The sequence below is a fragment of the Zunongwangia pacifica genome (assembly GCF_023499215.1).
Lineage (GTDB): Bacteria > Bacteroidota > Bacteroidia > Flavobacteriales > Flavobacteriaceae > Zunongwangia > Zunongwangia pacifica.
This window is the reverse complement of sequence record NZ_JAKHSK010000014.1, coordinates 98,275-124,620: the sequence shown is the minus strand read 5'-3', so window position 1 is coordinate 124,620 and position 26,346 is coordinate 98,275. Positions and strand designations below refer to the sequence as shown.

The following is a 26,346-nucleotide window of genomic DNA, read 5'->3' as shown; positions in this document are numbered from 1 at the left end:
TTACTAAACAGGTTTGATACTACCGTGGCAAGCTGGACAGGGTTTAACTATCTTGCTTTTATTGTATTAGCCTTGAAAAAGTTCAAACCCTTCAAAAAGGAAAAAGTTTAAACGAGTTCAATTATAAAAATGTATTATTCAATTCTACTAAATCAGAATCTTTCCCTTCGTAAGTTGTATAATACGTATACTCGTCAGCCCCTTTATACCATCTATATCTCGTCTGTTTAAATCGAAACATCGTAGGAATGTCTTTAAGCTGTTCTTGAAAATCCTTTTTGTTCTTGTTTGCTGAGAAAATACCTCCTGTAAAATTTAAATAGCGGTTTCCATTTCCACTGGGAGTTACATAAATATCGTGTTCCCACATAATTTCTGCTATAACTTCCGCATAATCTTTTCTAAGTTTTGGGAATTCTTTTTCCTGAATATTTATAACTTTAGCCTTAAGTTGTTCAGCCAGTTTTTGCATTTCTGGATCATCAGAATCTTCACCTTTTTTTATAATTTTAGCCCAAGATCCAAAAAATACAATTTCCATTTTTATGGCGTCAACAGTTCCGCGATAAGATGTAAAGTCAATGCCTTCATTTATTGAAGCTAATTCTCGCTTAAGTTGTTCTTTTAGTTTTAATTTTTCTTCTTCAGCCGTTTTTTCTTCTTCAGCTTCTTTAATAAGTCTTTCCTTTTCGAGTACAATTTTATTTAAACTATCTGCTTCATTAATTAGCACTCTAGCTTCAGAATATAGGGGATCGTCGGATTTTATTTCTGAAAGAGAATTAATAGCGTCGGAATAGTTTTCGTTCTTTATGTTTTCGGCTGCAATTTCGATTTTGTCTTCAGTCAAGTCTTCGTCATCTATTATTATAACAGCCAAAATTGGAACAATTATTAATGAAACTAGCCAAAGGCCTAATACTTTTAGTCTTGTGGGGTTTTTACTCCATCTCATTATTAAGGAGGGTTTTATAAGTCCAGCTATCAAAGCTGCGTAAATAAAAAATACAAGGATTTCGAAAATAATTGCTGTCATTTTTGATTGTTTAATGTGTGATAATGAGAGTATAAATTAATTACATTTATTCCTCTTTCGTATTTATTTATCTGCTAATCTAACGCATTTTTTAATTTTAAAAAAAGCTTTTATAGCTATGTTCGTATAAATTTCATTATTTGTGGTATATAGGTGTTTTAGTAAGACCTAGATATATTAAAACTAATTTCGATCTAGAAAAGATATATTGAAAAACTATGATTTATAAGGAGCTTCAGGAACAGAAATTCTGTTAATTTTTAATCTTAATAAATAAACTACTATTAAATAGGCTAGACCTAACGTATCCCAATAAAATTCACTTTAAAATAGAATTGATCTCCTCCCGATAAGCTGTACTATTTAAAATTAGAGGGGCTGAGCAAATAAATTTTAACTTTAATAATAGTATTTAGAATCTGTTTTTCGGTTCAAGATTATAATTCCAGCACAACTTTATTTCCGTTTTATCATATATGAGTTAAATCCTTTTGTTGCATCCATTTGTTGATACCAAAAAAGTAATGGAATAATTACACTTACAGTTCCGATTGCTCCAAAGAAACCCCATAAAACAATTGTTGCAATAATTCCAATTCCGACTCCGATAAGAATCATTGTGTTGTTTGGTTCTGCTTTAATGTCATTCACGAGTTTCTTTTCAACCTTACCACAATTTTGGCAATTCACGCTGAATTCATCTCCTTTTTCCATTTGTAAATCTGGTCGAGTAGCAGCGCTAGATTTAATTCTTATATCTTTTTTACAGCACTTGCAATAGGTTACTAATTTCATATTTTAGTCAGTTTTTTAGCTTTTAAGTTGTTTAGATTACATCGAAAGGTTTGGAATATATTAGGTTTCGGGAGTAGGAACACGAACTTGTCGGCTTACTGTTTTCTTTCTTGGTTTCTAAAATTACAATTTTTATACAATAAATTGAATTTGAGTTGGACAGATTTTTTGTGCTTTTATATTTACTCAAATAATAGTTGACCTAGTTCACTATCGATTTCAAAAGAATAGCTGGAATTACTACATTAGACTGGACATAGAGTTGAATGAATATTATTGCAAGTTGTTAACTTAGCAATTATGAGACGTAAAGCCAAACATTACACCTTAGAGTTTAAGCAAAAAGCAGTAGAATTAAGTTATGCCAAAGTCAGTGTAGCACAGGTTTGTGAAAACTTGGATATCTTACCTGCTGTTCTTTACCGGTGGCGTAAAGAGCAAAAGAATTATGGTAAAAATAGTTTTCCCGGTCGGGGTAATCCTAAAATGACCGATGAACAAAAAGAGATAGCTCGTTTAAAGAAACAGCTTAAAGAAGCCGAATTAGAACGTGATATCTTAAAAAAGGCGATTGGCATCCCAGCCTGCCGGCTGGCAGGTTTTCCGCGAGCGACAAGAAAAATACAGGTTCATAAAACAGCATCGTATGAAATTTCCTGTTGAGAAGATGTGCACTATGTTAGCCGTGAGTAAAAGCGGTTATTACCACTGGTTGAAATCTGGTCCCAGCACCCTTTGGAAAGAAAATCAGAAGCTCTCTTCATTAATCAAAGATATATTTGAAGATAGTCACCAGAACTATGGAGCTCCGAGAATAAAAGCTGAATTGAAAGCTTTGGGCTTTAAGTGATACCCTAAATACCGAGGATACTGTTATAAAAGCTTGGCGGATGGCTATTAAAAATGCGACACTCACGCAACCTTTGATATTCCATTCAGACCAAGGTATTCAATATGCCAGCCAAAGATTTACCAATCTACTTAAAAGCTATAATGGCCTGGTAAAACAATCTATGAGTCGGAAAGGAAACTGCTGGGACAATGCCGTGGCGGAATCCTTTTTTAAATCTCTAAAAGTAGAGTGGGTATATTGGCATAAGTACAAGCTTAGATCACAGGCAGAGTTATCTATCTTTCAGTGGATAGAAACCTGGTACAATACTAGAAGAAGACATTCTTATTTAGGAAACAGAACCATTAAAGAATTTGAAATAGATATGTATAATCAAAAACTAGCAGCATAGTCACTCAACTTAAAGTCCAGTTTTTTGTTGCAAGTCCATAATTTATTTGAACGTCTTTAAATAATGATAATCAGGAACATTCAATCCATAGTTTTTCTTTAAGCTAATTTGTCTTCAATCGTTATTGGTGCAGTAACTCCCCCCTCAAAATACCATCCCCCAAAACCCTTGCTTTTCCCCAAAAAAATATCCCCAAAAACAGGGAGGAAATTAAAAAATAAGGAGGGTATCTTGCTACAAATTATTTACTGATTTTTTTTAGCAGTAATTTTTTAACCACCAGGCTTAGATACAAAGTCGATAAGCCACTTTTATTAAAAAACAATGTAAAATAGTTTCGAATATGATACCCTCAGATCAGGCCCAAAAATATGTAGCTTCTTTTAAAAAGAACACGCTAAAAAAAGAAGATTTCAAACCCTTTTCAGCACCTTACCAAAAACTAGGTTGGGTACTTGCCAACATCCAAAAGGATAAGTATAATTACTATTCTACGTACGATTTATTAGAAAGCTTTGACGCTCCAGAAACGATGAATCCCTGGTTTAGCGATGAGGGGATGAAATTAGGCGTCCTGTTATTTGGCCCAGTTCAGGCGCCGTATTTAGGAGCGATGTGGAATCTAATAACCACCCTTCCCTACCAGGAAGGCTATTCTAGAAAAGCCTTTCGTTCCAAGCCCACTTTTGAGCTGCTAAATAAAAAAGTAAACCTATTTAAACGCTTTCTAAACCTAAGCCGCTTAGGGATGGGAGGGCTATCCATTAAAGAACAATTGCAATACAGCACCTATTACGATCGCGGAAACAGTTACTTTTTCGCTGCTATTTTGGTACATCAACCAGAACTTGTAAATGAGGTTGTAGATGATATTATTCAGGGCGAAGACGAAATAGGCGGCGTAAGCCACGATCTTATTAAAGCGCTGTTAATTAGCGACAAAGAAAAAAACTGGGAGCTGGTAGGCAATTTATTACTGGCCGCACAGCGACAGGAAGGTTTACGGCAAAGCATTTTAGAAACCCTGGATGAAACCCATTTAGGCGCGCTAAAATATATGATCAACCTTATTTTAGAAAATGATTTAGCCCGTTTTAGTAGCGTGGTACGAGCCATAAATGTATGGTTCGGGTTCAATTGGGAAGCCCCCAAAAAAGCCACCGTGAATCGAATTTTACAACTTGCCGAAAAACTGATTGGTGACCATAGTACTATTGAAGAATTACTCCAAAGTAAAGACAACATCGAAATCTATGTCGCCCTTTGGGCAGTGGGAATTAAGGATGTAGATATCGCCAATCAAAAAGCCTTAAACCTGGTCTATACTACCGAGAATCGGAATGCAAAATTAGTAGCCCTCTATTTTGTTTCTAAAACACAACGCACCAATTATTCTATTGTCGACTATTTTAAAAAAGAACTGGGGAAAGATCCCGCCATCGATCATTGGGTCATTTTAAGCTTACCCCAAATAGAACTGGATAATGAAATATTTAAGCGCATTTTTGAAGTAGCCCAATCTATAGACAACGGCAAACCACAAAAAATAGGGCAAATATTCTCCTGGTATGACTTTCAGCCCACTTCAGACTCGTTTTATAATTTCCTAATCAATAACGGCAACGAAGAACAACTCGCCTTGCTGGCCGATGATATCGATTTGTTGCCCTCTGTTTATAGGGAAAATTACATTCGTAAAGTTTTTCCAAATACCTATCGCTATTATTTTGGCAAAAACAATATTCCAAAACCCCAGGCCGCGTTCGATTACGAACCCGGCTCCTGGAAACGCAAATTAGCCCACCAGGCCATTAAAAACCGAAATGAATCGGTAATGAATACCGGGATTCAGCTATTTTATGTAATGCCCTTATATGAAGAAGAACTAACACTGGCCGAAGAATTGCTAAGCCGTAAAAGTAAACATTTACGTTCCGCATTAATCGCATTGATCGTGCATCAGCCACAAGACACCTTGCAAACCACGACGCAAAGTTTAATACATTCCAAAAATGTCGATCAGCGTTTAGCCGGGCTTGAGATTTTATCCATTTTAGATAGCGATCAAAAATATCCCGAGTTTATCCACCAAGAAATAGAAAGCTATAAAGAGCGACCAAAACACACCAAAAACGAACAGGTTTTTCTGGATAAATTTTCTAAAACCTCAAACACCCATAGTTTTAGTAATGGGTTTGGCGCAGTAGATTATGAAAACCTTAGTGATCTTTATATTCCACAGGCAAAATTTAAAAGCAAAACCAACCTTTTCGATAAACTGGGGATTGTGCTTTCTTCAGAAAAAGCCTTCAAATTAAATGCGTTTATAGATGCCGATAAAATAGTTTCAGCCATCAATAAATTAATCGCCCTATTCCACGAAAATCGCCATTACGAATACCAGCGAGAAGGCTATCAGGGCGAAATCAAGACCACATTACTCGATCAGGGAATCTTTCAAATTAAAGAATTAGAAGACCCTACCCCGGTAGAAGAACTCCATAACCTACCGTTGGCAAACCTATGGATCGATTGGTATGAAATGAGCAAATTAAACGATTACGAACTATATATGGCCATTCGGTTTATCGCGAATACCAATCCGTATGGAACTTACGGCAAGCTCATTCCCTTTATAAAACAATACATTCCCAATTTAAAAGCATTGGCCTTAGATTACAGTGCCAATTCCTATTACGGGAAAAACCGCTCGTATTTAACCATCTTAAAAAGCCTGATTCGGGTGTATGGCGATAGGCCTAACCTTATCAATTTTAAATTAGACCTGCTGGAAGATGCCATTGCTAATTTTCCTGACGCCTTAAAAAAGAAAAGCTTCAAACACTCTCAATACACCCTAAACACTTCAAATTGGACAAAAATAATCGCCCAGTTTTTTGGGACCTTATCTCAAAATCAATTAGAAAGTGCCAGTCTGGATCAACTTAAAAAATATTGGGATTTACACCTGTACCTTACCGCCCAATACATTGGTTTCCCTAATCCGGTTACCCAACTGCAAAACGTGGCAGCCCAAAAAGCAAAAAATCCCAGAGAGATGCCCCTACCAGAAATAGAAGCGACCATTAAATTGTATCAAAACAATTTAATCAATGAGGACGATCTACTATTTCAGGCACTTTATTCTGGCGAGTTAATGTCCATTATAGACGGTGCCAACAATTACCGCGTACGTCGGGGCGATATTCCTAAAAATCCAGTGCCCTCACACGTGTTTTTACCACTTAAAACCAACCTGTTACAAGTAGAATTAGAACGCGGCGATATCGCTACGGAAGCCACAGATTATATTTCGAGCATCCACACGGTAAACGGAATTCATTATGTATTTGAAGTCTTACAACGCTTAGGAAAAGAAAATTTTGAGCGCGGCTATAGCTATTACAGCGATAGTAAGAAAACAAAATTCAGCGCCATTCTTAAGAAAAGTATCCCTAACGAAGCAGAAAGTTATGCCGATTTTGTGAGCCTTGCCAACGAAGCCAAAATCCCCAAAAAGCGCTTAATAGAACTAGCCTGTTACGCCACACAATGGGCCGGTTTTGTAGGTGAATATTTAGGCCTGGAAAAATTAGAAGACGCCGTTTGGTGGTTTCAGGCGCACGCTTCAGATTATATGAGCAGCGAAAAAGAAACCATTATTTCCCGGTATTCAAACATTCCAAAATCAGATTTTGCCATTGGAGCCATCGATATCGACTGGTTTAACCGCGTGTATAAAAACTTAGGAAAAGCCAACTGGAAACTATTGCACGACGCGTCCAAATATATTACCGATGGAAACGGACACCGACAAGTAAAATTATATTCCAGCGTAATGCTTGGTGAAATAAAAATCACCGCCACCTTAAAGAAAATAAAAGAAAAACGAGATAAAGATTATGTGCGCGCCTTAGGCTTAATTCCGCTAAGTAAAACCGTACCCGAAAAAGACTTACTAAAACGCTACAACCTGTTGCAAGACTTTTTAAAAGAAAGCAAGCAGTTTGGGGCGCAACGCCAGGAAAGTGAAAAAGCAGCCGTAGAAATTGGCTTAGACAACCTATCTAGAAATGCCGGATTTAAAGACCGGGTACGCTTCAGCTGGGCGATGGAAGCCAAAGCCACGCAGGAAATTATGGAAAATGCCACGCTAACGCTCGATGAAACCCAACTAAAACTCGTTATTAACCAGTTAGGCAAAGCCACAATACAAGTCAACAAAGCCGGGAAACCCCTAAAATCAATTCCGGCGAAATACCGAAAAGAAAAAGCAGTCGTCGCCTTAAAAGAACATAAATCCTATCTCGCTCAGCAATATAAAAGAACGCGATTATCCTTAGAAAACGCGATGGTGAATGAAGATGAATTTACCGCGGCAGAGATTCATAAATTAATGCAACACCCCATTGTAAAAGCGATGCTCCAGCAATTGGTGCTGTTCGCTCCAGAAAAAGGAATCACCGGTTTTTATAGCGAAGGCAAGTTAACCAATGCCTCAGGAAAAACACATTCCTTAACCCAGGATGAAGTGTTGGTCATTGCCCATCCCGCTCACCTTTTCCAAACTGTAGAATGGGATGTGTACCAAAAACATCTCTTTGCCGAACGTATCGTGCAACCCTTTAAACAAGTATTTAGAGAGCTGTATGTGGTAACTCAGGAAGAACGCGAAACCAGTTATCGCTCTAAACGCTACCAAGGTCACCAAATTCAACCCAATAAAACCGTAGCATTATTACGCGGCCGCGGGTGGACGGTAAATCACGATGAAGGCTTACAAAAAGTATATCACCAACGCGGCTTTATGGCGACGATGTACGCGATGGCCGACTGGTATTCACCCTCTGAAGTTGAAGCGCCCACCTTAGAAGAAGTTTGTTTCCATTCGTTAACCGACTATCAGCCCATTCCGCTTGCAGATATTCCGCCGGTGGTTTTCAGTGAAATTATGCGCGATCTCGATTTGGTGGTGAGTGTTGCCCACGTAGGTGGCGTAGATCCAGAAGCCAGCCACAGCACAATGGAAATGCGTGCCGCCCTGGCCCAGGAATCAGCAAAACTATTTAAACTTAAAAACATCACCGTCAAGCAGCGCCATATCCTTATTAAAGGAAAACTTGGCGAATACAGCATTCATTTAGGAAGCGCGCAAGTGAGCAAAAACGGACTGGCACTTTCCATACTGCCCGTCCACAGTCAGCATCGCGGACGTATGTTTTTACCTTTTGTAGACGACGATCCCAAAACGGCCGAGCTTATTTCTAAAATGAAATTACTGGCCGAAGACCATAAAATTCAAGATCCAACTATTTTAGCGCAAATCAATAAATAAAAGCAGCATTAGGGCGTTCCCCACTCCCGTGGGGCGCGCTTTCTGTTACAAGTCCGCGTGCTCACGCACTGTGGGCTTTTCACGGCAATCGCTAACGCAAAAAATAACCTATGGAAATTACCCTTCAGCTTAAAAAACTAGGCAAGAAAAAAGTAAAAAAAGTACCCTTAAGCTTAGCCAAAACACCACAAACCTTAGAAGAACTGTTAGTAGCCTGTGTTAAAGATCAGGTAGAAGCCTTCAATAAAAAACGTTTGGAAGTCAATGTCATCGGTTTCCTAAGTCCGTCAGAAATTCAAGATCAGGCAGAAAGCGGAAAAATAGGATTTGGCGAAATCAACAATAAAAATTTAGCCCACGAGCAAGAAGCCATAGACAATGTCCTTTTAGGCTTTAAAGATGGCCTGTTTGTAGTATTTATCGACGACGAAGAGGTCACCGATTTGCAAACGCCGCTGCAGCTTACTTCAGAAAGTGTTGTTGCTTTCATTAGAATGACGTTTTTAGTAGGCGCTTACTGGTAAGCCATTCGTGATGCATCATTAACCCTGGGGCAAGCGCAAGAGGCATCCCGATAGCTATCGGGACGGATATTAACCCATTGGTACCCATAAAGATTCAAAATAGATAAAAAACAGTGCAATTTTTAGACAAAAGTATTAACGATAACGTACAAAATTTAATGGTAGATGTCTTTGAATCCATTTCTGCCAGCGAAAAAAACGAAATTTTAGTTCAGGAACTAATGGAAACACAATCCATTTTTGAGCAGGTCTTTAACATTACCAAACAAACCGGTTTTTATGAGGCCGAAGATCATTTAGATTTGGTAAAAGCGATAGATATAGAAACCAAAAACGACACTGTAGAAGATGAATTAATGGAGGCCTGGACAATGATGGTGGCCAACATCAATGCCGCTACCACCCAGGAAGAATTTAATGCCCGGTTTGCGCTATTTACGCCCGTTATTCTTAAAAAAATGAATGCTTTTAAAATTTCTAATCCAGAATAAGCGTTTTTTAACCGGAGTTTAGACCATTCATTGTATTCTTTAGCGGTCTTTTTCTTCAGTATAGTAAGAAGTCCCCGTTAAAAATTTTTGAAGCCTTGGAGAAAATTTAGGGGACTTCTTGCGGTTTTGCCTGATAAGGCAAAAATACCTTAGAAAAAGTGTCCTTTCTTTTGGTTCGTTTTCTTTGGACAAGCAAATCGACTTTAGGAGATTCACGAGCTCCAAAACCAATAAGCAACAGCGAGCTAAAGAAAATGAACAGAACACCATATAAAACTAAAATTACCCTAACCCGAAGGGTCTCTATTGATACTTCAAATCGATGATTTGGAATTCGCGATTTATAAAGATGATTAAAAATGGAAGGTAAAAAAATGCTGAATTTTCCTTTGATGTAAAAATAGAAGAACCACATATAACCGGATTGAATGATATAACCACCCTGCTAATTTCTGTAGAAGAATCATTTGTTTGGGATAAAGACAATCAAAAATTAGAAATCACCACATTAAAGTTTACCTAAATCAATAAACTCTTTTTTAATGACACAAGAACTGTATCAGAACGCCCTAAAATTTGCTGGCGAAAAGCACAAAAATCAAAAAGTACCCGGCACCAATTCCAATTACGTCGTGCACCTTTCCAATGTCGCGATGGAAGTACTTTTGGCCTACAATGCCGCTCCTCTTTTTAATTTAAATGATGCCGTACAAGTAGCGCTACTGCACGACACCTTAGAAGACACCGAAACAGAATATGCCGAATTGGTAGCTAGGTTTGGAGAAAAAGTCGCCTTAGGCGTACGGGCATTGACCAAAAATAACAACCTGAGCTCTAAAAAGGAAAAAATGGCAGACAGCCTAAACCGAATCAATCAACAGGAAAAAGAAGTAGCAATCGTAAAATTAGCAGACCGAATAACCAATCTGCAAGCACCACCCAGCCACTGGGAAAAAGATAAGATTCTAAATTACCTAAAAGAAGCACAGCTAATCAATGAAACATTGCGCGGAAAAAATGAATACCTAAACCAAAGATTGGAAGATAAAATACGCGATTATAAAAAATATACCCAATAAAACGAATCTGTTATTAAAACCGCCACTAATTTCACGGAAAACAGGTAGAAAAATCAACCCCTAAAAGTCCAAATTTGTAGTATAAAAATTGACGATTATGGATTTTAAAACAATGGTACAATTACCGGTTATAGAGACAAGAGAAGTTTTAAAAATACTTCAGGAAGTCGCAGACCACGAGCGTAAACAGGAGAACCCAAATATGCCAAAGATTAGCTTTAGCAATACAGATGGTACGATTTCGGGGTATTTTATAAACTACGATGCCGATAAAGGGGTGGTTTTAATAGGAAATTGGTACGATAATGAGGCCGATTTACAATACGTGAGTTTCCATAGCATTTCGTGTATTATGTTACAAAACGTAAAAGATTACGTACACCTGCTATCTGACGGTACAATCCCGTTTACGCCCAATCCTAAAGACGTTCCAACGCAACTTCAGCTTAAAAAAGAGATAAAAGCAGCCGTTTTAGCCCTTCAGGAAGGCTTAGGTAAAGAATTGACTGTTACGTTTGATGCTGGAGAAAACCCAAGCGATACCGAGAAATTCTACACCAAAAAAGCCATTCAGTTTTTAAAAGAAACCATTCTTAGCCTTGCCGAAAATAAGCTGGCAAAAGAAGCATTTTCAGAAAGCATTGACGCGATAACTTTTAAAATTTCAACAACCAATGCAGTTCAATTAAACGAGCGAGTGCTTCACATTTCCTTCAATCTTGAAAAAGGCTGGAAAAGCATTTTCAGTAAGACGGAATTACAAGACGAAATCGAAAAAAACTTATAAAATTTAATTATTATGGTTCCCAATACTGTTATCGATCGTATAGAATTCATTTTAAATAAAGATGAAACTACGCAACAAAACTATACCTTACAGCAATTTGATTATAGCATTGCTAGTGCTTACGATATACATAATGAATCTGAAAAAAGAATGGATGTTTACGCCTCTGGTTGTAATAATAACGAGCCAGACCAACTGTTTTTAGAATGGATTGCCAACCACCCTGGCGATTGGTCGGGAATAGTAAAAATCTTCTTTAAAAACGAAGAAACCCCCAATATCACCCTCCATTTTAAAAAATCTATTGCCCAAAGTTATAACCAATCGTTTACCGAGAATAACGGGTATCAACAAAACGGCTATTTTTCTGCAAATTTAATGGGAGTTGTTATTAATAACGTAGCCGTGAATTAGTGCTTAGTTAAAGTAAAAAAAACGTCATTCTGAACCTGCCTGTCGATAGACAGGTTTGTTTCAGAATCTCATCTCATTGATTTAAAAATTGTTATGAGAACCTGAAACAATTCCGATAGCTATCGGAACAGGTTGACGAAAATTGAGTTTTTAGACAGCCTTTTTTGTTTTCGTCATTTAAGACAATAATTTTTTTGCCGCTAAAGTCCGTTTTGAATATTATGTTGAAGTACAATTTCCTAATAGAGTACCGAGAACCTAATGCTTGGCATTAAGTTCTCGATACAAAAACCCTAACCTAAATTTTCACTCCAATAAGCGGTCTTGAAATCTAACTGGAATGTACCAGCAATTACAAGTTATTTTCTAAGTATTCTTTAATCGCAATATCCGGGAAATAACCACTGTGGTGACCACCCCAACAAGCGGTAAGTGAAAATGTACCATCAGCTAACTTTAATTCTTTAGCATCTTCAGCACCTTCGTTCGGGATACAAAAAACCTCAATCGAATTGATACTTTCCTGCACCGCTTCTTTTCCCATATCGTCTGCACAAATATCTTTTAAAGCGTCGGTAAGTCGTTGTAGGCAAACGCTGGGTACAAACTTCATAAAATCAAGTTCAAACGTATCCCAGTGAATGTTTATTGGTAACTCTTTACCGGCAATCTCATTAATCTCGTTTTGGTAATCCCCAACATATTGGTCTTCTATCGCTTTTGCGGTTTTCTTTTCCTGTAAACCCATCTTTTTAGTTTTTAAATGAATACTCCAAAAGTATCGGCTAATTTTCGATATTTATTGACCGTTTTACAGGAATCGGAATATTCACGGAATTCAGGGAGGTGTTTCGATTTCCTATCGTTTACATTCGTTTTATTGGCTTCGCCAAAAGGTTGAATACCTTGAGGCGAGCCTCGGAATTGAAATTTTTTTTCTATCAAATGCCTTGTGGGCTTGCCCTTAGGTAGTTTATTAATATTAGGCTTTTATGAAAAATATCTTTTATACTATAGCGATCCTGGCGGTTATTGTGTGCTGTTTTCAATCCTGCGCCCGCTTATTTGGCGGGATGAGCAAAGACAAAGCAGCCACTACGCTTAAAAAATACCTGAGTAAACATATCAATCACTCCTTAGCCTTCGAAAATCTCAATCGGTTTTGGAACGAAGGAAATATGAACCCCAATATGTTTTCGGTTGAAATTTTTGAAAAAGGAAAGCCGGATTTACGATTCCCGCTTTATTTTGACGCGAAATTGATGAAAGAAAAGGATTCTTTATACCAGGGAGGTTTGCACAAAAAATCTATTGAGCAAATGTATAAGGAGACGAAGGCAGATTATCAGGTTAAGCAACACTTGGTGGCCCAATTAAAAAAGAAAGATGTGATCCTGGAGATGGATTATGCTACGGCGACCGTAAAATTTACTGACAATCCATCACCCCATTTTATCAAAGAAACACTGGTTTCCCTTTTAAAAATGATGAATCAGCATCAAGATTCGCTGTTGTATGCAGGTTCTCTTCATTTTAATGTACAGTTACCCTCAATTGCTCCCCAGGAAATACAGGCAGTAACAGAAACACAACACGAGGAATGGCGATTTTCGCATTTTACCCTTAATTCTAAAACAAAGGCCTATCAACCGCTGCAAGAGTCGATTCAGCAAGGCATAAAAACCTATGTAAAGACCAATGTGAATACCTACCAAATGCATCCTTATCGTAAACTGTATGTAAATGCTGATACTTTTAAGGAAGCCGTATGGATTCAAGGTTTAAGTGAGCGGGAAGCGTCGAATAATTCAGAAATGGCCGACTACAAAGCGCCCGTTACCGCCGTGATATTCCAATTTTTTGATATCGAAGATCAAAGCATCAAAAGCACTGAAATCCTTCCGCTAGACGTAGATCGTACGTTTGAAGAACAGTGGGAAAAAATGGATGAAAAATTACCATTTTCAGTAAAATAAAGCTTGATTTTTTTTGGTTCTTTTTCTTCAGTATAGCAAGAAGTCCCCGTTAAAAATTTTCGAAGCCTTGGAGAAAATTTAGGGGACTTTTTGCGGTTTTGGCACCGGTTTTTAAAAGCTTGTTACATTCAAAAAACTACTGAATTTGATAGCCTATCTTTTAAATCAATTAAAAATCCGCTAGCTTAGTACTTTAACAAAAATGGATATAACACAACTTGTTGGGTTATCCGTACGTTACCTGCAAGCTGAAAAAAACGATGGAAGTTAAATACGACAAAATAGGAATTGATTACAATCTGACCCGAAAAGCGGACAAATATTTGACCGAACAATTACTTTATCATTTGCAACCGACCAAGGACGAAAAATATTTGGACATTGGTTGCGGAACAGGAAATTACACAAGTGAACTTCAAAAAAATGGATTTGACTTCATTGGTATTGACCCTTCCGAATTAATGTTGGAGAAAGCAAAACTTAAAAACCACAAAATTCATTGGAAAATAGGTTCCGCAGAGAATACTGGACTTCCTGAAAATTTTGTGGACGGAATAATCGGTTCTTTGACAATACATCATTGGACTAATTTAACAATCGGATTTTCAGAGCTGAATAAAGTCTTAAAGCCAAACGGCAAAATTGTGATTTTCACATCAACACCCGAGCAAATGCAAGGATATTGGCTCAATCATTATTTTCCAAAAATGCTTTCCGACTCAATAATACAAATGCCAACTTTAGAAAAAGTAAAAAAAGCGATGAAAGATAGCGGAATCGAATTTCTGGAAACGCAAAAGTATTTTATAAAACCTGACTTGGAAGACCAATTTTTGTATTGCGGAAAACAAAACCCTGAACTTTATTTTGACGAGCAAATTAGACACGGAATTTCTTCATTTTCATCATTATCAAACAGAACAGAAGTCGAAAATGGATTATCGGAATTAAGAAAAGATATCGACAGTGGAAAAATTAAAGAAATAATAAAATCCTATGAAAATGATTTGGGAGATTATTTATATGTAATTGGAAAAAAGCCAGCAGGTAACAATGGTAAACGTTGCACAAGACCTTAACTAGTTAAAAAACGCATTCATTTAAACCGCTTTTAAGCGGTTTTTTTGTCTTATACGATCTCTAAATTAGATAGGTAAAGTCTCTTTAGAATGGACTTATATTCCTGATTTAAGGTCTTTGTGATCTTTAAATACAAGCCGAGCATTCCTGCTCCACTTTTCACCCGTTTTTGAGTGAATTTGAGGTACTTCTTAATGTTGTAGGCGATGGCGGACAGTTGCATACACTTGTTGGCTTGTTTTAGTCCTACGGTATTTACCTTCCTTAATCCCATAAACTGAGTGAGCGTTCCAAAGACGGGTTCTACCGTGCTTTGCCGTTTGCCTTTCATATACCTGCCCTGAGGGCTTTCTACCCGTGCGATGTTACGCTGGTATTCTGCTCGGTAATAGGTGACGCTAAACTTCTTTTCCTGTGCGCTTTTACCCAGACAGCTGCTACGTATGGGACAATCAATACACACGTGCTTGCGGGCACGGTATTCTTTCTTGCGGGTACCTGTCCTGTAATCGTTGAACTCCTTGGTAAACGGAATGATATTGCCCTGTGGGCACAGGTAATGATCTTGATCTTCAACATAAATAAATTCATCAGGGCCACCTTTAAACGTGCCGTGGGCAGGTATAAAACTCTTGAGTCCCTGACGCTCTAAAAAGGCGTAGTTCTCTCCGCTGCTATATCCCGTGTCTGCCACACAGTTCTCCCAGACTAGACCTTGTTGCCACAAGCGTCGCTTTACCCGTTTTACAATATCGGGAAGTTGTTGATTGTCTTTACCATCGGCGTGGTAAGCTTTGATGTCGGTGATCACGTGATGGCCCGTATCTACACTAAGTTGGCTCAGGTAATTGAGCTTTCTGGCCTTACCGGGCTTGACACTGATACGGGCATCAGGATCGGTAGGACTGTAATGCGTTTTATTACTGGTATACTTACTGCCTTTATTTCCTGATCCCGGACGCTGATCCTGATCTTTGCTCCAACGCTTGTTGCGGCTAGAGATCGCCTGGAGTTCCTGTTCATTGGCCGTTATGCTGCGTTGCCCTTTGTCTGATTTATCGACTTTACTCTTACGAAATGGCTGATCTTTATCCATCGCACTAATATGACGAACTCTGCGCAAATGAGATTCTAGCTGCTCTTCAGGTACTTTTAGTTCCAGAGTGTCCATCGAAGCGTTGGCCTTTACCGGTGCACTATCAATAGCCTGTGTATGGCCACTCACCATCCCCGCTTCTACACAAAGGCTGAATACTTTGGTAAATACCGACTCAAAGACTTCTTCAGGAAACAACTGTCGTGTTCGACTGATGGTAGAGTGCCAAGGCAGCTCTTCATCAATATCATAACCGGTGAAATATAAAATATCCAAGCGCATACTGCAATGCTCCATTAGCTTGCGGTCGCTGATGATATTCTCCAGATAGCCCACCAGACAAAGTTTAAAGAACACTACCGGATCTATACTCTTTTGACCGCTGCTACCGTAAAAGCCGTGCGTGACTTCATAGAGAAAATCCAGATTGAGCGCAGCTTTTAAACGCCTATAAAAATTTTTCTGGGGGACTCGGTCACTCAAACGGAAGGAAGTGAAGAGTTTTTCCTGATAGTTCTTTTTGCCTTGCATCCCATGAAATTAAACTTTTTTACTAACTTGTGCAACAGGCACAATGGCTATAAGTAATTGCTTGTTCTCGCCTACTTCTGAAAATCCTCGCGGATTTTCAGTTTGGTGTGTACTTGCAAAGTTTAGTGCTAACCCACGCAACTACTCATAGCCGAGACGTTACCCACAAGTGCCACAAAGATCTTGCTTAACTAAAAGCAGACATTTCTTTACCCCAGGAGTCTAAACTTTTTAAGATAGATTCTAATGACTTCCCTTTTTCAGTTAATTCATATTCAACTTTTGGAGGAACTACCGGATATACTTTTCGTGTGATAAGATTATCCTTTTCAAGTTCACGAACGGTTTGAGTAAACATTTTATTAGAAATATCGGGAACTTTATTTTGAAGTTTTCCAGAACGAACTGGTCCTTCTAATAAATGAAATAGAACAAGAGGTTTCCATTTCGTTCCAATTAATTTCATTGTATAGTTAAGAGGACAATAAATTTTATTCATTTTAAAAATATAAATAACTGATTAACAACAAATAACTCTTTTAGTTACCTATATTACATTTGGGTAACTTATTTTTTAACAGACAAATATATCCTTATTTTGTAGCCTTAAAAATAAAATAGATATGAAAAAAGAAGAAACTTATCCACGATCATTTTCACACATTGGTATAACAGTGCCAAACATTAAAGAGGCTGTCAAGTTCTATTCTGAAGTGATGGGATGGTACACAATAATGGAGCCTTCAAAAGTTAAAAAAGAAAGAGAAACTGCTATAGGACAAATGTGTATTGATGTATTTGGAGAAGACTGGGAGGAATTTGAAATAGCACATATGTCAACATCAGATGGAATTGGAATTGAATTATTTTCTTTCCCAAATGGGAAAAAAGAAGCTCCAGGATTCAATCCTTTTAATACAGGATTATTCCATTTCTGTGTACAAGACCCGAACATCGAAAATTTAATAGAAAAGATAGTTTCTGCTGGTGGTAAACAAAGAATGCCAATAAGAGAATATTACCCAAATGATAAGCCGTATAAAATGTGTTATGTTGAAGATCCTTTTGGAATTGTATTTGAGATTTACACGCACAGTTATGAGCTTACATATTCTTCAGGAGCTTATGAAGAGTAAGCACCAGTGGGTAACAACGGTTAATCGCAAATAGGCGGTAGCTGAATAAAATTCGGTAACTTAGAACCTCAAACAAGAAAGCAAATGGCGGACAAATCCTAACGGATTTATCCGCCAACTTGCGATAACCGTAACCGTTGTACCACATACAGAAAAAATTCTCGAATTAGAAATAATTTCTTAGATTTATAAAAAATTGAGAGAAAATGGAAACTATCCGAATTGACATAATAAACCCTAAAGCAAAAAACCTTTTAAAAGATTTAGCTGACTTAAACTTGATTAAAATTAGCAAAGAAAAAAAGAAATCGGACTTCTCTACTCTTTTAAAAAAATTAAGAACTAAATGCAAAGATGAGATTTCACTTGAGGAAATAACAAATGAAGTTGAGCAAGTGAGAAAATCACGATATGAAAAATAAGAAAATAATCCTTGACACAAATCTTTGGATTAGCTTTCTGATTTCTAAAAAGTTTAATCAAATCGATAAACTGATTGAAAACAAAGAAATAACCATAATTTTCTCAGACGAATTAATTGAAGAGTTCATAGATGTTGTAAGTCGTCCAAAATTTAAAAAATACTTTTCTAAAAAGGACATTGAAAAAGTTCTCGAGTATTTTGATCAATTTGGAGAATTAATAAACGTTAAATCCAACATTCAAATTTGCCGAGATGAAAAAGATAACTTTTTACTTAATTTATCGATAGATTCGAATGCTGATTATTTGATAAGCGGAGATAAAGATTTATTGGTATTGGAAAAAATTGAAGAAACCAAAATTTTGACTTTTGCCGATTTTATTGAAGATATTAGATAAAAGTACGTGGTACAACACCATATAACAACAATTGCGGCTTTGTGTCCTGCGGACACAACCGCGCAAGCATAAAAGTCTGTAACTTTTGTTATCTTAGTTTTTAAACAATCCGTAACTGATTTTTACACAAGACCGTTAGGTACATTTAAAAAAATCGCTTTCAAGTGAAATTCATTGATAAATGATTGTATCTTTGATAATATCAAATGATAGTATCAAAATGAATCCTCCTTACGAAATAACTCCAGAAATTTTAAAACTTATAACTTCAATCTCAGAAAAAATTGGAGAAATAAATGCTACTTATCTTAACAGACCTTCCCCAAAATTAAGAAAACAGAACAAAATAAAAACTATTCATTCTTCACTGAAAATAGAAGGAAATAGTTTGACAGAAGAACAGATAACTGCTTTACTTGAAAAGAAAAGAGTTATTGGTCCAAAAAAAGACGTTGTAGAAGTTCTAAATGCCATAGAAATCTATGAGAATTTAAATCAATACAATCCAAATAGTGAAAAATCCTTTTTAAAAGCACATCAGCATTTAATGAAAAACCTAATTAATGATGCCGGAAAATATAGAAGACAAGGTGTTGGTATTGTAAAAGGTTCAAAAGTAGAACATTTAGCACCACCTTTTGAAAATGTCTCTTTCTTGATGAAAGACCTTTTCAAATATTTAAAAAATTCAGATGAAATAGAATTAATCAAAAGTTGTGTTTTTCACTATGAAATGGAGTTTATTCATCCATTTTCAGATGGAAATGGCAGAATGGGAAGATTATGGCAAACTTTAATTTTGATGGAAAAATATCCAATCTTTGAATTTTTGCCATTTGAAACAATGATTAGTAATGACCAAGAAAAATATTATAAAGCATTAGCGCAAAGTGATAAATCAGGAAAATCAACAAAATTTATCGAATATATGTTAACCGTTATTGATGCTTCAATCAATAAGTTATTAGATTTTAATAATAGAACCTTTAATGAAAATGATAGACTTGAATATTTTATATCACTAAATAAAAATGAGTTTTCTAGAAAAGATTATATGGATATTTTTAAAGATATTTCTTCTTCAACAGCCAGTAGAGATTTAAAAAAAGGTTTGGAATTAAATCTATTCGAGAAAATTGGAGAAAAGAATAAAACTAAGTATAAAATAATAACTGGGCACAACAATATATAACAACAATTGCGGCTTTTTGATCAACGGATTCAACCGCGCAAGCATAAAAGTCAGTAATTTTAGCTATCTTAGTTTCTAAACATCCCGCAAATGATTGTTATACAAGACCGTTGTGTGTAGAATTTAACAAAACGAACGAAATGGAAATAAAATGTTTAGACACCAGGGGAAGAGTAGAACATTAAAACATAACCTACGACTGGCCTCGATTTTGTCTTTTGTTTCTGGAATTGTAAATGTTACGGGCTTTTTAGAATTTAAGCAACTAACTACAAACGTGACAGGTCATTTTGCACTTTTTATGAATGATGTTTCCAATTTTGAATTTTGGAAAGGAACAGTTTATTTTCTTTATATTTTTTCATTTCTCTTTGGTTCTTTTTCATCAAGTTTCCTAATCGAAAAATTGAAAGAAAATAAAAAACTTAATGTTTTTGTGCTACCAACAATGATTGAATGTGTCATTTTATTATCAATTGCGATCATAAGCAATACTGGTGAAATAAAATATCCTAATCTTATTGTTTGTCTGTTACTTTTCGCAATGGGACATCAAAACTCTTTTGTGACAAAAATTTCGAATGCTGTCGTAAGAACAACCCACTTAACAGGGCTGTTCACAGATTTAGGAATTGAATTATCACAACTTTTCTTTCCTGAATATCATCCTTATAGGGAAAAAATTAAAGCAACTATAAAACTGCGTATGTATATCATTTGTTTCTTTTTCCTGGGCGGAATAATCGGCGGATTTCTTTACTCAAGACTTGACTTACGATTAAACACGCTTATTTTAGGAGTGGTGATTTTAGTAATAAGTTTATTCTATGATGATTTGCGGTATAAATTAATAGCTACGAGCAGAAAATATAAACAAAGAAAAATTGCACGCAATAGCCATTAAGTAATTACGTGTTCTCGCCTAGCCTTCGACAAGCTCAGATCATCACTTCTAAAAGTGTTAAACAACACCCTACACTCACAATCGAAACCGTTAATCATCAAACAAACCCGATTCTATCGCGTATTTTACCGCGCCGGTAGTGGTTTTGGCACCGGTTTTTAATAAAATATTTTTACGGTGCGTTTCTACGGTATTAACCGAAATAAACAACTGTTCTGAAATTTCTTTAGAAGTCAGCTCCTCACTTAACAATTTCAGCACTTCCTTTTCCCGGGGAGAAAGCTCAATATTTTGGTATTTTTTGCGTTCAAAAACACTCTCCATATAGCGCTGCTTAATACTTTCAGAAAAATAAGACTCATTGTTGATTACCGTTCGTACCGCTTTTTGCAACTCCTTTTTACTGGTGAATTTCGGCACAAAACCATCGGCCCCTTTCTGGATTATTTTATGTACCGTAAGATGGTTATCCAACATACTTAGCATAATGATTTTTACCTCACTGTGCTTCTTTTTAATTTCTTTAAGCAAAGCCACCCCATCCATTTTGGGCATATTAATATCGCTGATGACCAGGTCTATCTCAAACTGCTTTAACAAGCGCAGTACCTGCTTCCCCTCGGTCGCTAAATGAACATTCGCGATTTCGGGCATCGCTTGTAAAATGGTATTGATGCCTTCTAAAAACATTAAATGATCGTCTGCGATAATGATGTTTATTTGTTTCAAAATGGGTGTTTTAAAGGAATGTTTATGGTGATTGAAGTACCGCTATCTGCGCTACTGTCAATTTCTATGGTGCCGTTTATTTGCTGTAAACGTTCTTTAATATTTCGTAAGCCTATTCCCGGTTTTTTAGATTTTCTAAACCCAATGCCGTTATCATTTACTAAAATATTTAAATGCTGTTGGTGCCTGGTGAGTTGAACTTCAGCTTGTGTCGCTTCAGAATGTTTACAAATATTGTTGATTAACTCTTGTACCACGCGATAGGTAGCGATTAAAAGATCGTTGGGTAAATTATCGATGGCTTCTTCAGGATAGAAAAACCCCTGAATGCTTAACGTGCTATTTTTGGAAACCTGCTGAATAAAATCTTTAAGAAAACTACAAAAACCTATTTTAGAAAAGGGCAATGGGTGTAACTGATGCGAAAGTGCCCGCACATCTGTACAGGCGTTATTGATGCCTTCCAGAATGCGTTTTACCTGTGGCTTTTGCGGTTGATCTTCGACATAATTTTCAAAAGCAATTTTAATTCCCGCCAAATCACCGCCAATGCCATCGTGAATTTCGCGGGCCAGGCGTTCACGCTCTTCATCCTGTCCCTGCTGGTGGCGCTCGATCACCGCTAATTTATGATCTTTAATCATCTGGTTAATTTGCTGCTCTGAGTTTTTTTCTTTTTGCAGGTAAAGTTCTTTCTGCACCTGCAACCGCTGAAGATAAAATCGGCGTAAAACCAGTAACGAAATCAATACAAATACAAATCCGCCAATAAACACATTTCGCAATAAACGTTGTTTTTTTACGCTTAAGGCTGCTTTTTGTAATTCAAATTCGTTTAATTTCTTTTCATTTTCAAGCAACTTTATTCGCGCTTCCTTTAATTCGGTTTCGTAACGTTCTTGTAAATTGGCGACATATTTTTCTTTAGAAAGCGAATTTTGTGCGGCTTGTGCACGAATGGATTTTTCGTAAAACGTGAGGGCTTTTTGATAATCGCCCTGCGTTTTATAGAGCTGCGCAAGGTTTTTATAAAAATCGGTATTGTAGCTTAATAAGGTTTGTTCTTCTCCTATTTTTAAAGCTTGCTGAAAATAAGCAATCGCCTGCCCGGTGTGGCCCAGTTTATCTTCACAGATGCCCAAATCGTTATACACAATGGCCATATCTGATTTAAACTGAAGTTCCTGCAGGAGTTTAAGCGTTTTTTTGAGGGAAACAACCGCCTGGCCATACTTTTTTTCTTCCACCAGCATTTGGGAAAGATTAATATTGATGTAAGCAATAACCGTTTTATTATTTTCTTTTTTTCTATAGTCTAAAACGGTCTTATAATGCTCCCGCGCTTCCTCAAATCTCCCTTGTTCCTTTAAAATGTTAGCAAAATTAAATAAGGTGGTATAAATACCGTTTTCGTCTCCCAATTCTTTAAATAAATGGGTTGCCCGGCTTAAATTTTCAATCGCTTTTTTATGCTCTTTCTGAAGGATATAAAGCGTAGCGATATTTTGATAAGCATTGGCCTGCTGCTGTTGGTCATTGTCTTTTTTAGCATAATCCAGGCAATGCAAAAAACTCTCCATTGCCTGGGTATAATTGCCCATATTCTTATAACCCAACGCCAATAAATTATAACTTGTGGCTAAGCCTGAATCGCTTTCTAATTCTTTTAATAATTCAATTGTTTTTTTGGAATGAACAACGGTGTTTTTATAATCTCCGGAACTATTTTCTAAATTTCCCAGCGCATAATAAGCACGGGCTTGTTGTTGCTTTAGCCCTGCTTTTTTAGCGATAGCCAACCATTCTTTAGCGGCTTTAGCGGCTTTTTTAGGCTGGCTGTACAAGTATTGCTGATAGATGGCTGAAAGGGAATCGATGGTTTGGGAGGTTGCTGAATTTTGACCAAACCCGGGAAGAAAAATTCCTAAGAAAAGCACTAAAACCAGTAACCGATGTTTTTTAAATACCGTCATTTATAAATGGGTGCACGCTTCACTCCTAAGCGTTTCTAATTTTCAATTCAAATTTACCATTGATAGCTGTGAACGTAAAGCTATTCTTCCCTTTTTTTGGTGGTTATGCCATTAAAAATTCTTCTTCATCCAGGTATAAATCGTCCAGAAAGGCTTCTAAACTTTCTGCTATTTGGTAGCCTATTTCCTGGTCTGCACCAAAACGTATGACTTGACCGGGAGTTCCTTTTTCTGTAGGCGCAAAATCTAAGGCGATAAAATTACCGTTGTATAAATCGAAAAACGGGATCCAATACGGCGTGGTGTACATCAATAAGGTTTTCCCTTCATTTTCACTATAGGTGTCCCATAATTCGTCCTGCGTCCAATCTTTATAAACAGATTGCCAGTCTTTCCATTCCTTTAAAATCGATTCGGCATTTAAAAAAGGGGTATTTTCGACACCGTTGTGCAGGCTTAAAAAATCTTTGAGCAGCGGCGGAAATGCAAAGCCTGCTTCGGCTTCAAACTCGTCATAAATTTGTTGATGATCTTTAGGCGTAATCACGTTCCACGAATTTTTGGCGACCAGTTTTTCAAAATTCTGCTGTATGGATTCCAGATTATAAGAGGCGTCAAGATGTATAAAAGGCGCTAAAAAATCGGCTTTTTCCTTCGCTAATTCTTCCGCGATAAATTCATTGGGAATCGCGTTACTTATAAAATCTCCGGTATGATTAAAAATTTGTTCCTGAAGCTTTTCATCAATAGGTCGATAACTATAACTCTGTTTGGAAAACATAAATAATTGAGGCTTATTTTCATCTTCTTCATCGATGATGCAATCGTACCAGGAGTTAAAAATTTCGGTTTGTTGAAAGCTAACCGTAAGCACCTCTTTATGTTCTAAATAAGCAACACCATAAAAGTTGGTGTTGAAATTAAGATCTGGAGTAATAAATAGTAATTTAAAAACCTTATGTTGGGTGTATTCTTCCAGTGTTTTTAGCAGGGTATCCCTAAATATAAAGCTGTTTTCATAACTTAAATAGTCGATATCTTCTGGTAACAAGGTGACCTGAACGGGTTCAAAATTAAAATCACTCCACTTTTTATGTCGTAGTTTGGTATAATATACCGCATTGGGATTCATCATATACTAATTTTTTTAGGTGGCTAAAGTAGTATAGATTGGGGCTAAAAAAATCCCTGAAAATCGGGATTTTAAGTGTAAACCAACTATTCCGTTTTTTGATGGATGGGTTTTATGGTAGTACGACCAGGGCCATAACTCCCGTAAATTTCCTGAAAATGAACCTCCAGTTTTTCAACAAATCCTTCCATAGAAAAGTCGGGGAGCTGATCGAGACAGGTCACCATTAATTTCTTAGCGATAGGGAGAGGCGGATGATGAATCGCATCGCAGCTTAACGCATAATTTAATAAGGAAACGTCTAATGCTTTGGTGCGGAATTTTCCCTGAAATTCATTTTCTACATTGGCTTCGTTTTCATTATGCTGTAATTGCACGTTTTTGGTGGCACTCATTGGTCCGTTCCCGTGGCGGGTTTGGTAACAGCGGGTAACGTAATAGATCTCGATTTTGGCGGTTTTTAGGTACTTTTCTATCAGCTGAAGGGCATTTTTAGAGGTGGTATTGCTCCAGGTGGTGTGCGGATAAAATCCATACTGCGTGTCTAATAAAATTCCCTGACTTCCTTCAAAAATAAAATGCTCAAATGCCGGAACCAATTCAGGCAAATTTGCAATGCTATAAAAGGCTTGAATGTGTTTGCAGCTTTCTATAAAAAAGGTTTCATCGTATTGTTTCAGCTCTTCTTTATAATACTTTTTAACCTCCTTAGGCTGCGCTTTCAGTTGATGCTCGTAGTAGGTTTTAATGCTGTTTAAACGCTGCTTAATGACCCATTCAAACTGTAAATCGTTGGCGAAAAAAAAGATTTCTTCCTTGTTTCTGGCGATGGTTGTCCCAAAACCCAGGCCGCAAGATCCGTGTTGTTGCTGTTTTTCTACCGCCCGGTTAAAAGCGATATCGTAAAGGGTAGTGACCATCGCCAACGGATGCAAATACAGTTGGGGTTGATAGGCTTTTAAGAATTTTCCTTCCTGAAAAATGGCCGGCGGAAAAATGGTGGTTTTTTCTGTATAAAAAGTGGGGACGTTTTGTAACGTACCCGACCCAAAATTACTGAAGGTATGGGTGATTGCAGGCGTGGTAACGGTGTGACCTACCTGATGCCCTCCTGAAAAACGGATGACCAGACTTTTTTTAGGATGTTGCGAAGCCAGAAAATCGGTTGTTAGCCCTTTCCCGGCATCGCCAAATCCTAAATCGATGACTATACTGCATTTAGGCATTTACAACATATTTTCTACATCAATAGAACTACTGCCAAAAGAAGGCTGGTGGTTTTTAATAACCGTTTCTGCAATAATCTTGGCTAATTTCTTATAATCTTGAACTTCAATAAAATGATCGCCTAATAGTTCTTTCCAATTGCCTTTACGGTGATCATCTTTAGACCATTCATTATGTTCTAAATGCATATGAAACACCTCATATTTTTCCTGTGCTTCTTTGATGATCGCTTTGGTAGAAATGCTTTGAGCTTCGTCGGCAATGGTATATCTTTTTATAATTTCATCGGGAATATTCTCAAACACAGGCTCGTCACCAATGGTAAATAAAAATCCTTTTTGGTTTCTTTTTTCCCAACAATCGATAGCGGTATGGCGGGCGGCAAATAAATGCGCCAAATTATAGCCTTCCTGATTGTTGCCGCCACCGCCGCCTTCTAGATAAACGCGGGTTAACCAGCGGTCTAACAACTCGGCCGAAGATTCAAATTGTCCCACTTGTAACGGGGCGCTATCGTAAACATAATCGCCCAGTCCCATAAACAATACCTGCGGATGTTGGATACCGGCATCCATTAACGTCCCTATTAAATCGGGTAAAGCTTCTTTTACGATGAGCTCAGGGATAAATCCCATACTTCCGGTGACATCCAGTCCTACAATAATCGATAAGGATTCAGGGTGTTCTTCAGAATCCCGGGATTCCCTTACCTTAATCGTAGATGGATCCATTTCTGCATCGATAGTTCTGGCGGTAAAAATCTCTTCCCTGGATTTGTTACTGTATCCTTTAGAGCTTCTTAATTGCTCGTAAGCTTTATGACTAAATTTTCCTCCTCCCATA

At 37.1% G+C, this 26,346-nt stretch carries 23 protein-coding genes and 2 pseudogenes; 15 read left to right on the top strand and 10 right to left on the bottom strand.

Annotated elements, in window-relative coordinates:
• Nucleotides 1-111, top strand: a pseudogene (locus tag L1967_RS11500) (IS5 family transposase); the annotation flags it as partial.
• 10 nt (nucleotides 112-121) lie between these two features.
• Here L1967_RS11500 and L1967_RS11495 read toward each other — a convergent pair.
• Together L1967_RS11495 and L1967_RS11490 are read right to left on the bottom strand one after the other, a co-directional pair.
• Nucleotides 122-1,036 carry a hypothetical protein gene (locus tag L1967_RS11495; protein WP_249601773.1) on the bottom strand — a complete coding sequence of 305 codons (915 nt, stop codon included), beginning with the start codon at nucleotides 1,034-1,036 and terminating at the stop codon, nucleotides 122-124.
• A gap of 456 nt (nucleotides 1,037-1,492) precedes the next feature.
• Entirely contained in the window at nucleotides 1,493-1,831 is a 339-nt protein-coding gene (locus L1967_RS11490) for a hypothetical protein (protein WP_249601772.1), read from the bottom strand.
• 276 nt (nucleotides 1,832-2,107) lie between these two features.
• On the opposite strand from L1967_RS11490, the pseudogene L1967_RS11485 reads away from it, so the two are divergent.
• From L1967_RS11485 to L1967_RS11455, 7 genes and pseudogenes are all read left to right on the top strand, one after another.
• Nucleotides 2,108-3,075 (top strand): annotated as a pseudogene (locus tag L1967_RS11485) (IS3 family transposase).
• 343 nt (nucleotides 3,076-3,418) lie between these two features.
• Nucleotides 3,419-8,410 carry a DUF4132 domain-containing protein gene (locus L1967_RS11480; RefSeq protein WP_249601771.1) on the top strand — a complete coding sequence of 1,664 codons (4,992 nt, stop codon included), beginning with the start codon at nucleotides 3,419-3,421 and terminating at the stop codon, nucleotides 8,408-8,410.
• A gap of 110 nt (nucleotides 8,411-8,520) precedes the next feature.
• Entirely contained in the window at nucleotides 8,521-8,934 is a 414-nt protein-coding gene (locus L1967_RS11475) for a hypothetical protein (protein WP_249601770.1), read from the top strand.
• Nucleotides 8,935-9,047: 113 nt separating this feature from the next.
• The gene (locus L1967_RS11470) at nucleotides 9,048-9,425 is read left to right on the top strand and encodes a hypothetical protein (RefSeq protein WP_249601769.1); all 378 of its coding nucleotides are present in this window, start codon (nucleotides 9,048-9,050) and stop codon (nucleotides 9,423-9,425) included.
• 542 nt (nucleotides 9,426-9,967) lie between these two features.
• Nucleotides 9,968-10,504, top strand: coding sequence for an HD domain-containing protein (locus L1967_RS11465; RefSeq protein WP_249601768.1), 537 nt, complete (start codon nucleotides 9,968-9,970; stop codon nucleotides 10,502-10,504).
• A gap of 97 nt (nucleotides 10,505-10,601) precedes the next feature.
• Entirely contained in the window at nucleotides 10,602-11,291 is a 690-nt protein-coding gene (locus L1967_RS11460) for a hypothetical protein (RefSeq protein WP_249601767.1), read from the top strand.
• A gap of 12 nt (nucleotides 11,292-11,303) precedes the next feature.
• Nucleotides 11,304-11,705 (top strand): hypothetical protein, encoded by a 402-nt coding sequence (locus tag L1967_RS11455; RefSeq protein ID WP_249601766.1) that lies wholly within the window; start codon nucleotides 11,304-11,306, stop codon nucleotides 11,703-11,705.
• Nucleotides 11,706-12,057: 352 nt separating this feature from the next.
• Here L1967_RS11455 and L1967_RS11450 read toward each other — a convergent pair whose 3' ends face one another.
• A complete protein-coding gene (locus L1967_RS11450) occupies nucleotides 12,058-12,453 on the bottom strand; it encodes a hypothetical protein (RefSeq protein ID WP_249601765.1) in 396 nt (131 codons plus the stop codon).
• A 244-nt stretch (nucleotides 12,454-12,697) separates the two neighbouring features.
• Here L1967_RS11450 and L1967_RS11445 point away from each other — a divergent pair, with 244 nt between their 5' ends.
• Together L1967_RS11445 and L1967_RS11440 are read left to right on the top strand one after the other, a co-directional pair.
• Entirely contained in the window at nucleotides 12,698-13,681 is a 984-nt protein-coding gene (locus L1967_RS11445; RefSeq protein ID WP_249601764.1) for a hypothetical protein, read from the top strand.
• A gap of 260 nt (nucleotides 13,682-13,941) precedes the next feature.
• Nucleotides 13,942-14,760, top strand: a complete 819-nt coding sequence (locus L1967_RS11440) for a class I SAM-dependent methyltransferase (protein ID WP_249601763.1) — start codon at nucleotides 13,942-13,944, stop codon at nucleotides 14,758-14,760.
• Between the two features lie 50 nt (nucleotides 14,761-14,810).
• Here the strand turns inward: L1967_RS11440 and L1967_RS11435 are convergent, their stop codons facing one another.
• Both L1967_RS11435 and L1967_RS11430 read right to left on the bottom strand, forming a co-directional pair.
• On the bottom strand, nucleotides 14,811-16,388 hold the full coding sequence (locus tag L1967_RS11435) for an IS1182 family transposase (protein WP_249601762.1): 1,578 nt from the start codon (nucleotides 16,386-16,388) through the stop codon (nucleotides 14,811-14,813).
• Nucleotides 16,389-16,575: 187 nt separating this feature from the next.
• A complete protein-coding gene (locus L1967_RS11430; protein ID WP_193712032.1) occupies nucleotides 16,576-16,887 on the bottom strand; it encodes a winged helix-turn-helix transcriptional regulator in 312 nt (103 codons plus the stop codon).
• A gap of 124 nt (nucleotides 16,888-17,011) precedes the next feature.
• Here L1967_RS11430 and L1967_RS11425 point away from each other — a divergent pair, with 124 nt between their 5' ends.
• The 5 genes from L1967_RS11425 to L1967_RS11405 all read left to right on the top strand — a co-directional run bounded on the left by L1967_RS11425 (nucleotide 17,012) and on the right by L1967_RS11405 (nucleotide 20,442).
• Entirely contained in the window at nucleotides 17,012-17,524 is a 513-nt protein-coding gene (locus tag L1967_RS11425) for a lactoylglutathione lyase family protein (RefSeq protein ID WP_249601761.1), read from the top strand.
• A gap of 206 nt (nucleotides 17,525-17,730) precedes the next feature.
• Complete coding sequence (locus L1967_RS11420; protein ID WP_249601760.1) at nucleotides 17,731-17,946, top strand: hypothetical protein; 216 nt, start codon at nucleotides 17,731-17,733, stop codon at nucleotides 17,944-17,946.
• Nucleotides 17,936-18,346 carry a putative toxin-antitoxin system toxin component, PIN family gene (locus tag L1967_RS11415; protein ID WP_249601759.1) on the top strand — a complete coding sequence of 137 codons (411 nt, stop codon included), beginning with the start codon at nucleotides 17,936-17,938 and terminating at the stop codon, nucleotides 18,344-18,346. Before L1967_RS11420 ends, L1967_RS11415 begins: the two co-directional genes overlap by 11 nt.
• Before the next feature lie 220 nt (nucleotides 18,347-18,566).
• Complete coding sequence (locus L1967_RS11410; protein WP_249601758.1) at nucleotides 18,567-19,538, top strand: Fic family protein; 972 nt, start codon at nucleotides 18,567-18,569, stop codon at nucleotides 19,536-19,538.
• A gap of 151 nt (nucleotides 19,539-19,689) precedes the next feature.
• Nucleotides 19,690-20,442 carry a YoaK family protein gene (locus L1967_RS11405; RefSeq protein ID WP_249601757.1) on the top strand — a complete coding sequence of 251 codons (753 nt, stop codon included), beginning with the start codon at nucleotides 19,690-19,692 and terminating at the stop codon, nucleotides 20,440-20,442.
• A 90-nt stretch (nucleotides 20,443-20,532) separates the two neighbouring features.
• Here the strand turns inward: L1967_RS11405 and L1967_RS11400 are convergent, their stop codons facing one another.
• The 5 genes from L1967_RS11400 to L1967_RS11380 all read right to left on the bottom strand — a co-directional run bounded on the left by L1967_RS11400 (nucleotide 20,533) and on the right by L1967_RS11380 (nucleotide 26,345).
• On the bottom strand, nucleotides 20,533-21,171 hold the full coding sequence (locus tag L1967_RS11400; protein WP_249601756.1) for a response regulator transcription factor: 639 nt from the start codon (nucleotides 21,169-21,171) through the stop codon (nucleotides 20,533-20,535).
• Nucleotides 21,168-23,144 carry a tetratricopeptide repeat-containing sensor histidine kinase gene (locus L1967_RS11395; RefSeq protein ID WP_249601755.1) on the bottom strand — a complete coding sequence of 659 codons (1,977 nt, stop codon included), beginning with the start codon at nucleotides 23,142-23,144 and terminating at the stop codon, nucleotides 21,168-21,170. Before L1967_RS11395 ends, L1967_RS11400 begins: the two co-directional genes overlap by 4 nt.
• A gap of 103 nt (nucleotides 23,145-23,247) precedes the next feature.
• On the bottom strand, nucleotides 23,248-24,279 hold the full coding sequence (locus L1967_RS11390) for an SMI1/KNR4 family protein (protein ID WP_249601754.1): 1,032 nt from the start codon (nucleotides 24,277-24,279) through the stop codon (nucleotides 23,248-23,250).
• A gap of 83 nt (nucleotides 24,280-24,362) precedes the next feature.
• Complete coding sequence (locus L1967_RS11385; protein WP_249601753.1) at nucleotides 24,363-25,502, bottom strand: adenylosuccinate synthetase; 1,140 nt, start codon at nucleotides 25,500-25,502, stop codon at nucleotides 24,363-24,365.
• Nucleotides 25,503-26,345 (bottom strand): hypothetical protein, encoded by an 843-nt coding sequence (locus tag L1967_RS11380; protein WP_249601752.1) that lies wholly within the window; start codon nucleotides 26,343-26,345, stop codon nucleotides 25,503-25,505.
• Between the last annotated feature and the right edge of the window lies 1 nt (nucleotide 26,346).